13 protein-coding genes are annotated in these 16,083 nt (G+C 48.3%); 1 reads left to right on the forward strand and 12 read right to left on the reverse strand.

The window, feature by feature from the left end; all coding sequences use genetic code 11:
• Positions 1-15: 15 nt before the first annotated feature.
• The 4 genes from rplW to rpsJ form a co-directional block, all read right to left on the reverse strand.
• On the reverse strand, positions 16-306 hold the full coding sequence (gene rplW, locus HPY31_RS27815) for a 50S ribosomal protein L23 (protein ID WP_007716243.1): 291 nt from the start codon (positions 304-306) through the stop codon (positions 16-18).
• Complete coding sequence (gene rplD / locus HPY31_RS27820; RefSeq protein WP_016742844.1) at positions 306-929, reverse strand: 50S ribosomal protein L4; 624 nt, start codon at positions 927-929, stop codon at positions 306-308. The genes rplW and rplD overlap by 1 nt, the downstream gene beginning before the upstream one ends.
• 20 nt (positions 930-949) lie before the next feature.
• Positions 950-1,579 carry a 50S ribosomal protein L3 gene (gene rplC / locus HPY31_RS27825; RefSeq protein WP_012683983.1) on the reverse strand — a complete coding sequence of 210 codons (630 nt, stop codon included), beginning with the start codon at positions 1,577-1,579 and terminating at the stop codon, positions 950-952.
• A 150-nt stretch (positions 1,580-1,729) separates the two neighbouring features.
• Positions 1,730-2,038 (reverse strand): 30S ribosomal protein S10, encoded by a 309-nt coding sequence (gene rpsJ / locus HPY31_RS27830; protein ID WP_005828858.1) that lies wholly within the window; start codon positions 2,036-2,038, stop codon positions 1,730-1,732.
• A gap of 356 nt (positions 2,039-2,394) precedes the next feature.
• On the opposite strand from rpsJ, the gene HPY31_RS27835 reads away from it, so the two are divergent.
• Positions 2,395-2,781, forward strand: a complete 387-nt coding sequence (locus tag HPY31_RS27835) for a globin domain-containing protein (protein WP_172143222.1) — start codon at positions 2,395-2,397, stop codon at positions 2,779-2,781.
• A 27-nt stretch (positions 2,782-2,808) separates the two neighbouring features.
• Here the strand turns inward: HPY31_RS27835 and HPY31_RS27840 are convergent, their stop codons facing one another.
• The 8 genes from HPY31_RS27840 to rpoB form a co-directional block, all read right to left on the reverse strand.
• Positions 2,809-3,744, reverse strand: a complete 936-nt coding sequence (locus HPY31_RS27840) for a DMT family transporter (protein ID WP_172143223.1) — start codon at positions 3,742-3,744, stop codon at positions 2,809-2,811.
• A gap of 153 nt (positions 3,745-3,897) precedes the next feature.
• The gene (gene tuf / locus HPY31_RS27845) at positions 3,898-5,088 is read right to left on the reverse strand and encodes an elongation factor Tu (RefSeq protein WP_012683980.1); all 1,191 of its coding nucleotides are present in this window, start codon (positions 5,086-5,088) and stop codon (positions 3,898-3,900) included.
• 120 nt (positions 5,089-5,208) lie between these two features.
• Positions 5,209-7,287 (reverse strand): elongation factor G, encoded by a 2,079-nt coding sequence (fusA, locus tag HPY31_RS27850; RefSeq protein ID WP_012683979.1) that lies wholly within the window; start codon positions 7,285-7,287, stop codon positions 5,209-5,211.
• A 69-nt stretch (positions 7,288-7,356) separates the two neighbouring features.
• Positions 7,357-7,827 (reverse strand): 30S ribosomal protein S7, encoded by a 471-nt coding sequence (gene rpsG / locus HPY31_RS27855; RefSeq protein WP_007716226.1) that lies wholly within the window; start codon positions 7,825-7,827, stop codon positions 7,357-7,359.
• 56 nt (positions 7,828-7,883) lie between these two features.
• Positions 7,884-8,318 (reverse strand): 30S ribosomal protein S12, encoded by a 435-nt coding sequence (gene rpsL, locus HPY31_RS27860; protein WP_012683978.1) that lies wholly within the window; start codon positions 8,316-8,318, stop codon positions 7,884-7,886.
• 122 nt (positions 8,319-8,440) lie between these two features.
• A complete protein-coding gene (locus HPY31_RS27865) occupies positions 8,441-8,695 on the reverse strand; it encodes a 50S ribosomal protein L7ae-like protein (RefSeq protein WP_172143224.1) in 255 nt (84 codons plus the stop codon).
• A 138-nt stretch (positions 8,696-8,833) separates the two neighbouring features.
• Complete coding sequence (gene rpoC, locus HPY31_RS27870) at positions 8,834-12,460, reverse strand: DNA-directed RNA polymerase subunit beta' (RefSeq protein WP_016742849.1); 3,627 nt, start codon at positions 12,458-12,460, stop codon at positions 8,834-8,836.
• 29 nt (positions 12,461-12,489) lie between these two features.
• Entirely contained in the window at positions 12,490-16,029 is a 3,540-nt protein-coding gene (rpoB, locus tag HPY31_RS27875) for a DNA-directed RNA polymerase subunit beta (RefSeq protein WP_172143225.1), read from the reverse strand.
• Positions 16,030-16,083 lie beyond the last annotated feature (54 nt).

The raw sequence follows: 16,083 nt of genomic DNA on the forward strand, positions 1-16,083 counted from the left end.
CGGTAGTCGTCGAGGTTATACTCCCTCGTAGAAGGCCAATTCTTTGCTGTCATCAGTCAGCTTAACGATTGCTTTCTTCCACTCGGATGTGTAACCGGAGTATTTTCCGTAGCGTTTTGGTTTCGCAGGTACACGAACTGTGTTAACTGCTTCTACTTTTACGCCAAATACTTTTTCAACAGCTTGTTTGATTTCTGTTTTGTTAGCTTTGAGAGGTACTTCGAAAACGTACTTCTTCTCAGCCATCATATCAGTGGTGCGCTCGGTAATGACAGGGCGTTTAAGGACATCATGAAGGCTCTTCATTATGCGAGCACCTCCTCTACTTTCGCAACCGCTTCTTTCGTCACGATTACTTTGTCATGCGCTACCAGATCAAGAACGTTAATGCCTGCAGCATCTACGATTTTTGCACCTGGGATATTGCGGGAAGCGAGCGCTACGTTTTGGTCGTACTCGGAAGTAACGATCAGAACTTTGCGATCTACTTTCAAGCTGCTCAGAACAGCTGTCATTTCCTTAGTTTTTGGAGCTGCGAAGTTCAAAGCTTCCAATACCAGGAGTTCGTTGTTTTGTACTTTCGTGGAAAGTGCAGATTTCAGAGCCAAACGGCGAACTTTACGGTTCAGTTTGTAACCGTATTTGCGCGGAGTTGGACCGAATACAACACCGCCACCTTTCCATTGCGGAGAGCGAATGGAACCTTGGCGTGCACGACCTGTACCTTTTTGGCGCCATGGCTTGCGGCCACCACCACGTACTTCAGAACGGTTCTTTACATCATGTGTACCTTGGCGTTGGGATGCTTGTTGCATCACGATCGCATCGTACAGAACTGCGCTGTTAGGCTCAATACCAAATACGCTGTCTGCCAGATCGATTTCGCCAACTTGAGAACCGGTTTGGTTATAAAGAGCTACTTTCGGCATGTCAGTTCCTCCTTTCCTTACTAGTTCTTCTTGACTGCCGTGGATACCAGTACGCAGCTGTTTTTCGGACCAGGCACGGAGCCTTTCACGAGAACCAGGTTACGCTCTGTATCTACTTTAATTACTTCCAGGTTTTGAATAGTAACGTTGTCGCCACCCATTTGACCTGGCAGTGTTTGACCTTTAAATACGCGGTTCGGAGCTACAGCACCCATGGAACCTGGACCGCGATGGTAACGCGAACCGTGAGCCATAGGACCGCGGGATTGATTGTGACGTTTGATAGCACCTTGGAAACCTTTACCCTTGGATACGCCAGCTACGTCCACCATTTCTCCCTCGGCAAAAATGTCAGCCTTCAACTCTTGACCAACCTCGTAATCAGCGAGGTTAACTCCGCGAATTTCGCGAATGAAGCGCTTAGGAGCAGTGTTAGCTTTCGCTGCATGTCCTTTTTCCGGCTTGTTAGCGCGCTGTTCTTTTTTGTCTTCGAAGCCGATTTGAATCGCTTCATAACCGTCAGTCTCAACGTCTTTCTTCTGAAGAACTACGTTGGAACCAACCTCGATGACCGTTACAGCAGTCGCTGTTCCGTTTGGACCAAAAACTTGAGTCATACCAAGTTTTTTCCCTAAGATTCCTTTGGTCATTTGTGCCACCTCCTGTGCTTATTTCAGTAAAACGCTTTTTATGTTGTATCAAGTCCCCATCGATGCGCAGGGGTGCCATTTTAAGGGTTTGTTGCTTGGTGTAACACGCTTATCAAGACAACGTCTGCGCGTGTATCGCTTTTTGGGACCTTACAGTTTAATCTCGATATCCACACCAGATGGCAGATCCAGACGCATCAAAGCATCTACTGTTTGTGGTGTTGGGTTCAAGATGTCGATCAAACGTTTGTGTGTACGCATCTCGAATTGCTCACGAGAATCTTTGTACTTATGAACCGCACGCAGGATCGTGTAAACTGCTTTCTCCGTAGGGAGTGGAATTGGACCGGATACGTTAGCACCGGAACGCTTCGCAGTGTCCACAATTTTTTCTGCGGACTGATCCAGGATTTTGTGATCATACGCCTTCAAACGAATACGAATCTTTTGCTTTGCCATTGAAGTCCCTCCTTTTTCGCCCATTTTTTAAACAGACATTTCTCCGTGGAAATATCCTGCACCCCGGTCATGGCAAAGGGGCCGGGTGTGTCAGCAACCTCCCACATCATCGCAAGTCCATGACCAACATTCAATATTGTACTAAAAAGATTTGGGCAACGCAAGTATTTTCTTGGGTTCCCGTATATTTTTTTGTACATGGTGTGCCTACTGAATGGCTCACCTAGATCATATTACAGATTTCAAGGAAGAAAGGCAAGCGGGATTACCTGCCAACCTGCCAAGTCATCTATCTATAATAGAAGGAAGACGTTATACTTAGGAATGTAGTTGTTATGAAATGGAGGTTTTCCTCAATGTCTGAAGCGAATCAAACCCCTTATGAAATCATTGGCGGTGCAGATACTTTGGCCCGTCTTGTCGATACCTTTTACGATCTGGTAAAACAGCATCCTGATATTAACGACCTCTTCCCTGAAGATTTGACCCACGTGAAGGAGCGTCAATATCAGTTTTTGACGCAGTTTCTCGGTGGTCCAACCCTTTATTCGGACGTCCATGGTCATCCGATGCTGCGAGCACGACACATGCCTTTCCCTATTGGACCTGTACAGGCAGAGGCTTGGCTATCTTGTATGGATAAAGCCATGAACCTGACTGGACTAGAGGGCGAAATTCGGAAGCAAATCTTTGATCGCTTGCGTTTAACTGCTCACCATATGGTCAATAAGTGGGATCAATAAGTAAAAAGCGTAGGACAATTTACCGTCCTACGCTTTTGTTGTTATATCAGAGGGTGCTGCTGCACATGTAGCTTTCGGTCTTACCAAGCTACGTGATCCCAAGTATACACCGCCTACGATCATGCACAGTGCTAGTAGGTGTACGAGTTGAAGGCTTTCACCCAGGAATATCGCCGCAAATACCAAGCTGGCCATTGGCATTCCATTTAGGAATACAGCTGTTCGACTCGCCCCGAGCTGACGTATCCCATAATTCCAGCCGATTGAGCCGAGCGCAGTTGACAGCGCACCTGAAGCAAAAATTACAAGCCACCGGAAGGAGGAAACGTCCAAAGAAATATAATAGGAAGCTGGTTGAACAGTCAATGCGACTCCCCACAAGAAGATGACCCCAAACATTTGCGATAAAGCCGTAATTAAGAGTACCGGTACACCTCTTACGACCAACTTGCGAATAAGTAAACCACCCGTTACATACATGAGCATGGAGAAAAACATAATGGCATCTCCCCAGCCATTCATATGAAGGCCGCCGTGCTGAGAGATGACGACAATTAACACTCCTGCAAAACCCATTCCAATGCCAAGTCCTTTTTTCAGAGACATGCCTTCCCCTAAGAATAGCATCGCCAAGAGAGCAGTTGCCAACGGATTTAATCCAAGTATTAGAGATGCATTTCCTGCCGTCGTGTATTGAACACCTGCTGCAAGCGTTATTTGATGAAGGGCGATAGAACTAGCTCCGACTCCAGCTAACAAGAACCAATCCGTTTTGCTAAAGCGCAAACTCTTTCTGTATAGAAAGATGAGTGGTGATAAACAGATTCCACCAACAGTCATGCGTATAGCAGCGACATATAATGGAGGAAATGTGGTTAAATACTTGACCATGACAACATTCAAACCCCACAGTGTGACAACACCCGCAAGCATAAGAAACAATAATCGCTCATTATTTTTCATCTCTATTATCCCCCATCCAATCCTGATGGTATTGTAGCATATTGCTACGAGAGGCAAATTGAATGATTTTGATGGGAGTTATTTAAAAGTTCGATAAATGCACATAAAAAAACCCGACAACCAAAGTTGTCGGGTTTTGTGTATCCGTATATCTTACGCGTCGATAGAAGCTACAACGCCAGCGCCTACTGTACGGCCACCTTCGCGGATCGCGAAGCGAGTACCTTGTTCCATCGCTACTGGAGCGATCAGTTCTACAGTGAACTCAGTGTTGTCGCCAGGCATGATCATTTCAACGCCTTCTGGCAGTTGGATGATACCTGTTACGTCAGTTGTACGGAAGTAGAATTGTGGACGGTAGTTAGCAAAGAAAGGAGTGTGACGTCCGCCTTCTTCTTTGGACAGAACGTAAACTTCTGCTTTGAACTTAGTGTAAGGCTTAACGGAACCTGGTTTCGCCAAGCATTGTCCACGCTCGATGTCGTTACGGTCTACACCGCGCAGCAGAGCACCGATGTTGTCACCAGCTTGAGCTTGATCCAGCAATTTGCGGAACATCTCAACACCAGTTACAGTTGTGTTTTTAGTTTCTTCAGCCAGACCAATGATTTCTACTTGGTCACCAACTTTAACGATACCGCGCTCTACACGACCAGTAGCAACAGTACCACGACCAGTGATCGTGAACACGTCCTCTACAGGCATCAGGAACGGCTTGTCAGTTGCACGCTCAGGAGTTGGGATGTAGCTGTCAACAGCTTCCATCAGTTCGCCAATTTTCTTAGCCCACTCACCAGTTGGGTTATCCAAAGCTTCTTTAGCAGAACCTTTGATTACTGGAGTGTCGTCACCTGGGAACTCATATTGAGACAACAGGTCACGGATTTCCATTTCAACCAGTTCCAACAACTCTTCATCGTCTACCATGTCGCATTTGTTCATGAATACTACGATGTAAGGTACGCCTACTTGTTTGGAGAGCAGGATGTGCTCGCGAGTTTGTGGCATAGGGCCATCAGCTGCGGATACAACCAGGATTGCGCCGTCCATTTGAGCAGCACCAGTAATCATGTTTTTCACATAGTCCGCGTGACCAGGGCAGTCAACGTGAGCATAGTGACGGTTTTCAGTTTCATACTCAACGTGAGCAGTGTTGATAGTGATACCGCGCTCTTTTTCTTCTGGAGCAGCGTCGATAGATGCATAGTTCATTGCTTGTGCTTGACCTGTTTGTGCCAAAACAGTTGTGATAGCAGCAGTCAGGGTAGTTTTACCATGGTCAACGTGACCGATAGTACCAATGTTAACGTGTGGTTTATTACGCTCAAATTTCGCTTTTGCCATGAGAGAAAAGCCTCCTTATAGATAAGGGTTTTATGGTTTGAAGAAAGGTTTACCTTACGAATGGTTGTCCCTTCCATATTGTAAACCTTTCTGATTGCAAGATAAAGCTGTAACCTGTAATTATTCGCCTTTAGATTTCTTGATGATCTCTTCAGCGATAAATTTAGGTACTTCTTCGTAGTGGTCGATCACCATGGAGTAAACGCCACGGCCTTGGGTACGGGAACGAAGAATTGTGGAGTAACCAAACATCTCGGACAGTGGTACCATTGCACGGATTACTTGTGCATTTGCACGAGCTTCCATACCTTCGATACGACCGCGGCGGGAGTTCAGGTCGCCCATAACGTCGCCCATGTACTCTTCTGGCATTGTAACTTCTACTTTCATGATTGGCTCGAGCAGTACAGCGCCACATTTTTTCGCAGCTTCCTTCAATGCGAGGGAACCTGCTACTTTAAATGCCATCTCGTTGGAGTCAACATCATGGTAGCTACCGTCTACGATAGTAGCTTTGATATCAACCAGCGGGAAGCCGGCGATAACACCATTTTTCATGGACTCTTCGATACCCGCTTGAACAGCAGGGATGTATTCGCGTGGTACTACACCACCAACGATTTTGTTTTCGAATTGGAAGCCTTGACCAGCTTCGAGTGGAGCGAATTCCACCCAAACGTGACCGTATTGACCACGACCACCGGACTGACGAACGAATTTACCTTCCACTTTTGCTGCGTTACGGAATGTTTCACGGTAAGCAACCTGTGGAGCACCTACGTTCGACTCGACTTTAAATTCGCGTTTCAGACGGTCTACGATAATCTCCAGGTGAAGCTCACCCATACCGGAGATGATTGTTTGACCAGTCTCTTCATCTGTGCGAGTTCTGAACGTTGGATCTTCTTCAGCAAGCTTGGACAGGCCGATACCCATCTTGTCTTGGTCTGCTTTGGATTTTGGTTCGATCGCAACAGAAATAACTGGCTCTGGGAAGTCCATAGACTCAAGGATTACTGGAGCCTTTTCATCACACAGAGTATCACCAGTTGTTGTATCTTTCAAACCTACAGCTGCAGCAATGTCACCGGAGTAAACCGTTGTGATTTCTTCACGGTGGTTTGCGTGCATTTGAAGGATACGGCCTACGCGCTCACGTTTACCCTTGGTAGAGTTGAGAACGTAAGAACCGGAGTTCAGTACACCGGAGTATACGCGGAAGAAAGTCAAACGACCAACATACGGGTCAGTCATGATCTTGAACGCAAGAGCAGAGAACGGACCGTTGTCGTCAGCTGGACGATCAACTTCATCTTCAGTATCTGGCAATGTACCTTTAATTGCAGGGATATCTACCGGAGACGGCAGGTAAGCAACTACGTTGTCCAGCATAGGCTGAACACCTTTGTTCTTATAAGAAGAACCGCACATTACCGGCGTCAGTTTGCAGTCGATAGTACCCTTACGCAGAGCAGCACGGATTTCGTCGTTGGTCAGCTCTTCGCCTTCCAAGTACTTCATCATGAGCTCTTCGTCTTGTTCTGCAGCTGCCTCAACCATCGCCATGCGAAGTTCTTCGCAACGAGCGAGCAGGTCAGCAGGGATTTCAGCGGAGTCAGAAGTTTTACCCAGGTCATCAGTATATACGATTGCCTTCATTTCAATCAGGTCAACCATACCTTTGAATTGATCTTCTGCGCCGATTGGATATTGGATCGCTACTGGATTTGCACCCAGGCGAGATTTGATCTGACCCAAGCACATATCAAAGTTAGCACCCATGATATCCATTTTGTTGATGTAGCACATGCGTGGTACGCCATAGCGGTCAGCTTGGCGCCATACGGTTTCGGTTTGCGGCTCAACGCCACCTTTTGCGTCAAAAACGGTTACAGCACCGTCAAGAACGCGGAGGGAGCGCTCAACTTCTACAGTGAAGTCTACGTGGCCTGGCGTATCGATAATGTTGATTCGATGGCCATTCCATTGAGCAGTAGTAGCAGCCGAAGTGATCGTGATACCACGCTCTTGCTCTTGTTCCATCCAGTCCATGGTTGCAGCACCTTCGTGCACCTCACCAATTTTATGAACGCGACCAGTGTAGAACAGAATACGCTCAGTAGTCGTCGTCTTACCAGCATCGATGTGAGCCATGATACCGATATTACGCGTATTCGGCAAAGAGAACTCGCGAGCCATTAGGTATGCTCCTTCCATACTCGAGTTTGAGAATAAACGGGTATCCAATACGGACACCCGATTCAATTCCTACCAGCGATAGTGAGCAAACGCTTTGTTCGCTTCAGCCATCTTGTGCGTGTCTTCACGCTTTTTAACTGCTGCACCGGTGTTGTTAGCAGCGTCCATGATCTCGTTAGCAAGACGTTGTTCCATGGTTTTCTCTCCACGGTTACGGGAGTAGTTAACCATCCAACGCAGACCAAGAGTGGTACGGCGCTCCGGTTTTACTTCGATTGGTACTTGGTAGTTAGCACCACCTACACGGCGAGCTTTAACTTCCAGTACTGGCATTACGTTTTTCAGTGCTTCTTCAAACACTTCCATCGGGTTGCGACCTGTGCGCTCCTGGATGATGTCAAATGCGTTGTAGAGAATGTTCTGAGCTACACCACGCTTACCATCCAACATCAGGCGGTTAATCAAGCGAGTAACCAACTTACTGTTGTGAATAGGATCAGGCAGCACGTCACGACGGGTTACAGGACCTTTACGAGGCATCGTATTCCCTCCTTCTTTTCGTTATCAATTCACGCCACTTCACAGGCGTTTTTTTATTACTTCTTCGCTGCTGCTTGACCTGGCTTCGGACGCTTAGTACCGTATTTGGAACGACCTTGTTTACGGTTGTTCACACCAGCAGTGTCAAGAGCACCACGAACGATATGGTAGCGTACCCCTGGCAAGTCTTTTACACGGCCGCCGCGCACCAGCACGACGCTATGCTCTTGCAGGTTGTGGCCAATACCACCGATGTAAGCTGTTACCTCGATTCCGTTAGTCAAACGCACACGAGCGTATTTACGCAACGCGGAGTTCGGTTTTTTCGGAGTCATGGTACCTACACGAGTGCAAACACCACGTTTTTGAGGAGAGCTTTGGTTAGTTTGGCTTTTCTTGAAGCTGTTGTACCCCTTTTGAAGAGCTGGGGACTTCGACTTCACTACCTTATCCTCGCGACCTTTACGCACCAATTGGTTAATTGTAGGCATGATGTTACCTCCCTTCTTAATACCCAATCTTCAAGACCACAGATCCAGGTGAGTCATTTTAGGTCAAATAGAAAGTCCTTGTCCATCATTACGCAACGTGTAAGCCACGGACAAAAACATCGTTAACCACTTTTTTTAATCGCAGCAGTAGCCGCTCCCACTTCAATTCCGCACGCTTTGCCTAAGCGATACATGGAATCTACATGGATGACTGGAACACCCTTCTCTTTGCAAAGGAGCTCGACTTTTTGGGTCAAACGCTTATCTGCATCAGCAGCGATATACACTGCTTCTACCTGTTGGCTTTCAACAGCTTTGATCGTCTGCTTAATGCCGATTGTCAAGTCCTTGGCCCGCTCGACTTTTTCATAAGACATGATTCTCATATCCTCCAAAGTACAGATGTCAGGCACACTTGAATATAATATCAGGTGGGCTAGTTATTGTCAACGCCCTTTTGATATTTTTTATTTAGGAAAGCGCCCACCAATCGGTGATGGGCGCTTTTCCCGCTATTACTCTACAGAAACTGCTTCTTGCTCAGCTTTCGCTGCTTCCAGCTCTGCTTCGTAATCTACTTGACTAGCAACTTTTACATTGCGGTAACGTGACATACCGGTACCTGCAGGAACCAGCTTCCCGATAATAACGTTCTCTTTCAAACCTAGCAGGCGATCGACTTTTCCTTTGATTGCTGCATCGGTAAGAACGCGAGTCGTTTCCTGGAAGGATGCTGCCGACAGGAAGGAGTCGGTTTCGAGGGATGCTTTGGTGATCCCCAAAAGAACCGGACGACCCACTGCTGGATTTCTGCCTTCCATGAGAACTTTTGCGTTCGCTTGCTCAAATTCAGGAACCTCAACATAGGAACCTGGCAAGAGGTCTGTATCTCCGCTGTCGATAACGCGCAGTTTGCGCAGCATCTGACGAATCATAACCTCTACGTGCTTGTCGTTAATTTCTACCCCTTGCATACGGTAAACTTTTTGTACCTCTTGCAAGATGTAGTTTGAAACGCCGCGCATACCGCGAACTTTGAGCATTTCTTTCGGGTCTACGGAACCCTCTGTGAGCTCGTCACCAGCATTCAGCTTGACACCAACAGAAACCTTGATGCGCGAGCCATACGGTGCTGCATACACTTTGTTCTCCGCTTCTCCACGTACTTCGATCTCGCGACGATCTTTCCCTTCGCGAATATCAACAACTTCACCATCGATTTCGGAGATCACTGCTTGCCCTTTCGGATTACGCGCCTCAAACAACTCTTGAATACGCGGCAAACCTTGGGTAATATCGTCTCCCGCAACCCCACCGGTATGGAAGGTACGCATGGTCAGCTGGGTACCCGGCTCACCAATGGATTGTGCAGCGATAATACCGACTGCTTCTCCCACTTCCACCTCGGCTCCTGTAGCCAGGTTGCGTCCGTAGCACAGTTTGCAGACACCGTGACTGGTGCGGCAAGCAAGTACGTTACGGATGTAAACGTCAGTGATTCCAACTTTTTCGATATACTCGGCAACCTCTTCAGAGATCTCCTCATTGCGGTGCACGATGATTTCTTTTGTCTCAGGGTGGCGTAAAGTCTCGAAGCAAGTACGTCCTGTCAGACGGTCAGATAGCTTCTCGATCTCTTCTTTACCATCCTTGATCGCTGTTACACGGATACCTTTATCTGTTCCACAATCGGTTTCGCGTACAATCACGTCTTGAGCAACGTCCACCAGACGACGAGTCAGGTAACCCGAGTCCGCTGTACGCAAGGCAGTATCGGCGAGACCTTTACGCGCACCGTGCGTAGAGATAAAGTACTCCAATACCGTCAGACCTTCACGGAAGTTGGATTTAATCGGCAACTCGATGATTCGACCGGATGGGTTCGCCATCAGACCGCGCATACCAGCCAGCTGAGTGATCTGGGATACGTTACCACGGGCACCGGAGTTCGCCATCATGAAGATCGCGTTAAACTTATCCATGGACTTCATCAAAACTTCTGTTACCTCATCCTTCGCTTTGGACCAGATGGAAATAACGCGGTCATAGCGCTCGTCCTCGGTGATCAAACCGCGACGGAATTGCGTCATAACAGTTGCTACCTTCTCATCTGCAGCATCAAGGATGTCTTTTTTCTTTCCTGGCACCGCGATGTCCGCTACGGCAATCGTGATACCTGCTTTCGTCGAGTACGTGAAGCCCAGTTCCTTGATTCTGTCGAGAATCATGGACGTTTTCATCGTACCGAAGCGGCGGAAGCACTCGGAAATAATGGTACCTAGGAAGCCTTTTTTTACAGCCCCTGGATCAGGGAGGTTCTTAATGAACTCAGAAACATTCGTACCTTTATCAAAAATAAAGCACTCATCTGGAACCATCGTTTGCAGGTTAGCTCGAGTTGGCGCATTAATGAACGGCAAATCAGCAGGGAAAATCTCGTTGAAAATCACTTTCCCAACTGTCGTTACGATCAGTGCGTTCTCTTGACGCTCAGTAAAGCTGATTTTGTTCAGGCGTTTCGCTGGCAGAACGATACGCGTATGCAAGCTGATAAAGCCTTGCTGATAAGCGGCAATCGCATCGTGAGGATCGCGATAAATCGTACCCTCGCCTTTGTCGCCTTCGCGTTCCAGTGTCAAGTAGTAAGAACCAAGCACCATGTCCTGGGATGGTGTTACTACCGGTTTACCGTCTTTCGGGTTCAAGATGTTCTGCGCTGCCAGCATGAGGATACGGGCTTCTGCCTGTGCTTCAGCAGACAACGGAACGTGAACCGCCATTTGGTCACCGTCGAAGTCCGCGTTGTACGCTGTACAAACGAGTGGATGCAGACGGATCGCACGGCCTTCAACCAGAACTGGTTCGAATGCCTGGATACCCAGACGGTGCAAGGTGGGGGCACGGTTCAACAGTACCGGGTGCTCACGAATAACGTCCTCGAGAACGTCCCATACCTCTGGCTGAACGCGCTCAACCTTGCGCTTTGCGCTCTTGATGTTGTGAGCGAGACCTTTGGAAACCAGCTCTTTCATCACGAACGGCTTGAAGAGCTCGAGTGCCATTTCTTTAGGCAAACCGCACTGATACATCTTCAGGTTAGGTCCTACAACGATAACGGAACGACCGGAGTAGTCAACACGCTTACCGAGCAGGTTTTGACGGAAACGACCTTGTTTACCTTTCAGCATGTGGCTGAGAGATTTCAAAGGACGGTTACCCGGTCCTGTTACCGGACGTCCACGACGACCGTTGTCGATGAGCGCGTCTACCGCTTCCTGCAGCATGCGTTTCTCGTTTTGTACGATAATGTCAGGCGCACCCAGTTCGAGCAGGCGCTTCAGACGGTTATTACGGTTGATTACACGGCGGTACAGGTCATTCAGGTCGGAAGTAGCAAAACGTCCACCATCCAACTGAACCATTGGACGAAGCTCTGGCGGGATAACCGGTAATACGTCGAGAACCATCCAATCCGGGTGGTTACCGGAGTTACGGAATGCCTCGAGTACTTCCAGACGCTTGATCGCACGGTTGCGACGCTGGCCTTGTGCCGTTTTCAAATCTTCTTTTAACGTTTCCACATCTTTATCCAAATCGATTTCTGCAAGCAGGCGTTTGATCGCTTCTGCTCCCATCATCGCTTGGAAGGAGTGGCCGTATTTCTCACGATAGTTGCGATACTCTTTTTCGGAGAGCAATTGCTTTTTATCGAGAGGAGTGTCACCTGGATCGGTAACTACGTAAGAAGCAAAGTAGATTACTTCCTCCAGGGAACGAGGGGACATGTCGAGCACCAAGCCCATACGGCTTGGAATCCCCTTGAAGTACCAGATGTGAGAAACTGGGGCAGCCAGTTCAATGTGCCCCATGCGCTCACGCCGTACTTTGGCGCGGGTTACTTCCACGCCACAACGGTCGCACACTACACCTTTATAACGAACACGCTTGTATTTACCGCAATGGCACTCCCAGTCCTTGGTTGGTCCAAAGATGCGTTCACAGAACAAGCCGTCTTTTTCCGGTTTCAGTGTGCGGTAGTTGATCGTCTCTGGCTTCTTCACTTCCCCGAAAGACCACGAACGGATCTTATCGGGGGAAGCCAAGCCGATCTTCATATATTCGAAGTTGTTCACGTCAATCACAGGGCGTTACCTCCCTTGGTACCGGAATCTTACTCTTCGTTCAAGCTTCCGCCTTCGAGAACGAGGTTCAGTTTTTCACCGTTGCCTTCATCCTCGTCTTCCATTTCACGCATTTCAATCTCCTGCTCGTCACCGGACAGAATTTTCACGTCCATACCCAAGCTCTGCAGTTCCTTGATCAATACCTTGAAGGACTCTGGAACACCTGGTTCTGGAACGTTTTCGCCCTTAACGATCGCTTCGTACGTTTTCACGCGGCCCACGACGTCATCCGACTTGACAGTAAGAATTTCTTGCAAGGTGTAGGCAGCACCGTATGCTTCCAATGCCCAAACCTCCATCTCCCCGAAACGCTGTCCACCGAATTGAGCTTTACCACCCAATGGCTGCTGCGTAACAAGAGAGTAAGGACCAGTAGAACGAGCATGGATTTTATCGTCAACCAAGTGAGCCAGTTTCAGCATGTATACACAACCAACTGTTACACGGCGATCAAACGGTTCACCAGTACGACCATCAAACAAGATCGTTTTTCCGTCACGATCCAGACCTGCTTCTTCCAACGTTTCGAATACTTCTGCCTGACGTGCACCGTCGAATACCGGCGTTGCTACGTGGATACCCAGAAGTTTCGCTGCCATACCCAAGTGAGTCTCCAATACCTGACCGATGTTCATACGCGAAGGTACGCCCAACGGGTTAAGTACGATCTCTACTGGAGAACCATCTGGCAGGAACGGCATATCTTCTTCCGCCATGATGCGGGCGATAACCCCTTTGTTACCATGTCGACCGGCCATTTTGTCACCCACGGAGATTTTCCGTTTTTGGGCGATGTAAACGCGAACGAGTTGGTTTACGCCTGGTGGCAATTCGTCGCCATTCTCACGCGTAAATACTTTTACGTCTACGATGATACCGGAACCACCATGCGGTACGCGCAGGGATGTATCACGAACTTCACGAGCTTTTTCACCGAAGATGGCATGCAGGAGGCGTTCTTCTGCTGTCAGCTCAGTAACCCCTTTAGGTGTAACCTTACCAACGAGAATGTCGCCGTCCTGAATCTCCGCACCAACACGGATGATACCGCGTTCGTCCAGGTTTTTCAGAGCATCTTCCCCGACGTTTGGAATATCGCGAGTGATTTCCTCTGGACCCAGCTTGGTGTCGCGAGCTTCGGACTCGTATTCTTCAATATGAATAGACGTATACACGTCATCTTTTACAAGTTTTTCACTTAGAAGAATCGCGTCTTCGTAGTTGTATCCTTCCCACGTCATAAACGCAACGATTACGTTACGACCGAGAGCCAATTCACCTTTTTCAGTGGATGGGCCGTCCCCAACGATATCGCCTTTTTCAATCCAGTCTCCAGTGCTTACAATTGGACGCTGGTTGATGCAGGTACCTTGGTTGGAACGGATAAACTTGTGCATTTTGTATTTATCGAGATCGCCAGCAACTTTTCTGCCATCGATTTCTTGGTAACGACGAATCCAGATTTCGCGAGCCGTTACGCGCTCTACTTGACCCGGATGTTTGGCAACGATCGCCACCCCGGAGTCTTGCGCTGCTTTATGTTCCATACCCGTACCGACAAACGGTGCTTGTGGAATCAAAAGCGGAACGGCCTGCCGCTGCATGTTTGAACCCATCAGTGCGCGGTTGGCGTCATCGTTCTCGAGGAACGGAATCAGCGCGGTCGCAACAGATACAACCTGCTTCGGCGATACGTCCATGAAGTCTACCTTGTCGCGCGGTACGCTCAAGATCTCACCTTTACGACGGCAGATTACCATGTCGTTTACGAAACGGCCATCTTCATCAAGTGGCTGATTCGCCTGTGCCACGTTGAACACGTCTTCCTCATCAGCAGTCAAGTAGCTGATATCAGTCAACACGAAGCCTGTTTCTGGATCTACTTTACGACGCGGCGTTTCGATGAATCCGTAATCGTTAATGCGTGCAAAGGACGACAAAGAGTTGATCAAACCAATGTTTGGTCCCTCTGGCGTCTCAATTGGACACATACGACCGTAGTGGGAATGGTGAACGTCGCGCACTTCGAAGCCCGCGCGCTCACGCGTCAAACCACCAGGTCCGAGTGCGGACAAACGGCGTTTGTGCGTCAGCTCAGCCAATGGATTCGTTTGATCCATGAACTGGGACAACTGCGAGCTACCAAAGAACTCCTTCAGCGAGGCAATCACTGGACGGATGTTAATGAGAGCTTGCGGTGTAATTTGGTTTTGATCCTGGATGGACATGCGCTCACGAACCACACGCTCCATACGGGACAGACCAATACGGAACTGGTTCTGCAACAGTTCACCTACGGAACGCAGACGACGGTTACCCAAGTGGTCGATATCATCTGTGGAGCCTACACTGTGCAGCAGGTTCATGAAATAGTTGATCGCCGATACGATGTCCGCCGGCGTAATATGTTTGAAGGACTTATCTACATTTCCGTTTCCGATTACTTTGATGATCTTGCCATCTTCGATCGGAGAAAAAATATTGATAGATTGTAGATGGATTGCTTCATCTTCCAGAACGCCGCCATGCGTGCGAACGTCGATAAATCCGATGCTGCCTTCCAGAGCTGGCACAATACGTTCCAATACACGACGGTCAATCATTTGACCTGCTTCGGCAAAAATTTCACCTGTTGTCGTATCGATCAACGTTTCAGCCAGACGTTGGTTGTACAGACGGTTTTTCAAATGAAGCTTTTTGTTCATTTTATAGCGACCAACAGAAGCCAAATCATAGCGCTTAGGGTCGAAGAAACGAGAGATCAAGAGGCTCTTCGCATTTTCGACTGTTGGTGGCTCACCCGGACGAAGACGCTCGTAGATTTCAATGAGTGCTTTTTCCGTAGAATCGGTATTGTCTTTTTCCAGCGTATTCTTGATGTATTCATCTTCACCCAGCAAGTTGAGAATCTCAATGTCGGAACCAAAGCCCAACGCACGCAAAAGAACCGTTACCGGGATTTTTCGCGTACGGTCGATGCGGACATAAATAACGTCCTTCGCATCGGTCTCCAGCTCCAGCCAAGCACCCCTGTTTGGGATTACTGTAGCTGTAAACGTCTGCTTGCCGTTTTTGTCCACTTTGGTGTTGTAATATACACTGGGGGAACGAACAAGCTGGCTGACAATTACGCGCTCAGCACCATTAATAATGAAGGTTCCCGTTTCGGTCATGAGCGGGAAATCCCCCATGAATACTTCTTGTTCCTTCACTTCACCCGTCTCTTTGTTCAACAAACGTACCTTCACACGCAGAGGCGCCGCATAGGTGACGTCACGTTCTTTCGACTCGTCAACATCGTACTTCGGCTCTCCCAAGCTGTAGTCGATAAACTCCAGCACGAGATTACCTGTGAAGTCCTGGATTGGCGAAATGTCTTGGAACATCTCACGGAGCCCCTCATCAAGGAACCATTGGTAGGACTTTTGTTGAATCTCGATGAGATTTGGAAGGCCCAGCACTTCGTTAATACGTGAATACGTACGACGCTGGCGGTGTCGGCCACTTTGAATCACTTTACCTGCCAACTTATTCACCCCTCAGGTTGTGTTTTCACACATAGAAACTCGGCATTCGGCAAC

This window comes from Brevibacillus sp. HB1.3 (assembly GCF_013186635.1).
Taxonomy (GTDB): domain Bacteria; phylum Bacillota; class Bacilli; order Brevibacillales; family Brevibacillaceae; genus Brevibacillus; species Brevibacillus brevis_D.

What these genes read in the sequence shown, in the direction of transcription:
- rplD (WP_016742844.1), bottom strand. Translation starts at nt 929, where the DNA reads ATGCCGAAAGTAGCTCTTTATAACCAAACCGGTTCTCAAGTTGGCGAA.
- HPY31_RS27835 (WP_172143222.1), top strand. Translation starts at nt 2,395, where the DNA reads ATGTCTGAAGCGAATCAAACCCCTTATGAAATCATTGGCGGTGCAGAT.
- rpsJ (WP_005828858.1), bottom strand. Translation starts at nt 2,038, where the DNA reads ATGGCAAAGCAAAAGATTCGTATTCGTTTGAAGGCGTATGATCACAAA.
- HPY31_RS27865 (WP_172143224.1), bottom strand. Translation starts at nt 8,695, where the DNA reads ATGTCTTATGAAAAAGTCGAGCGGGCCAAGGACTTGACAATCGGCATT.
- rpsL (WP_012683978.1), bottom strand. Translation starts at nt 8,318, where the DNA reads ATGCCTACAATTAACCAATTGGTGCGTAAAGGTCGCGAGGATAAGGTA.
- rplW (WP_007716243.1), bottom strand. Translation starts at nt 306, where the DNA reads ATGAAGAGCCTTCATGATGTCCTTAAACGCCCTGTCATTACCGAGCGC.
- rpsG (WP_007716226.1), bottom strand. Translation starts at nt 7,827, where the DNA reads ATGCCTCGTAAAGGTCCTGTAACCCGTCGTGACGTGCTGCCTGATCCT.
- tuf (WP_012683980.1), bottom strand. Translation starts at nt 5,088, where the DNA reads ATGGCAAAAGCGAAATTTGAGCGTAATAAACCACACGTTAACATTGGT.
- HPY31_RS27840 (WP_172143223.1), bottom strand. Translation starts at nt 3,744, where the DNA reads ATGAAAAATAATGAGCGATTATTGTTTCTTATGCTTGCGGGTGTTGTC.
- rplC (WP_012683983.1), bottom strand. Translation starts at nt 1,579, where the DNA reads ATGACCAAAGGAATCTTAGGGAAAAAACTTGGTATGACTCAAGTTTTT.
- fusA (WP_012683979.1), bottom strand. Translation starts at nt 7,287, where the DNA reads ATGGCTCGCGAGTTCTCTTTGCCGAATACGCGTAATATCGGTATCATG.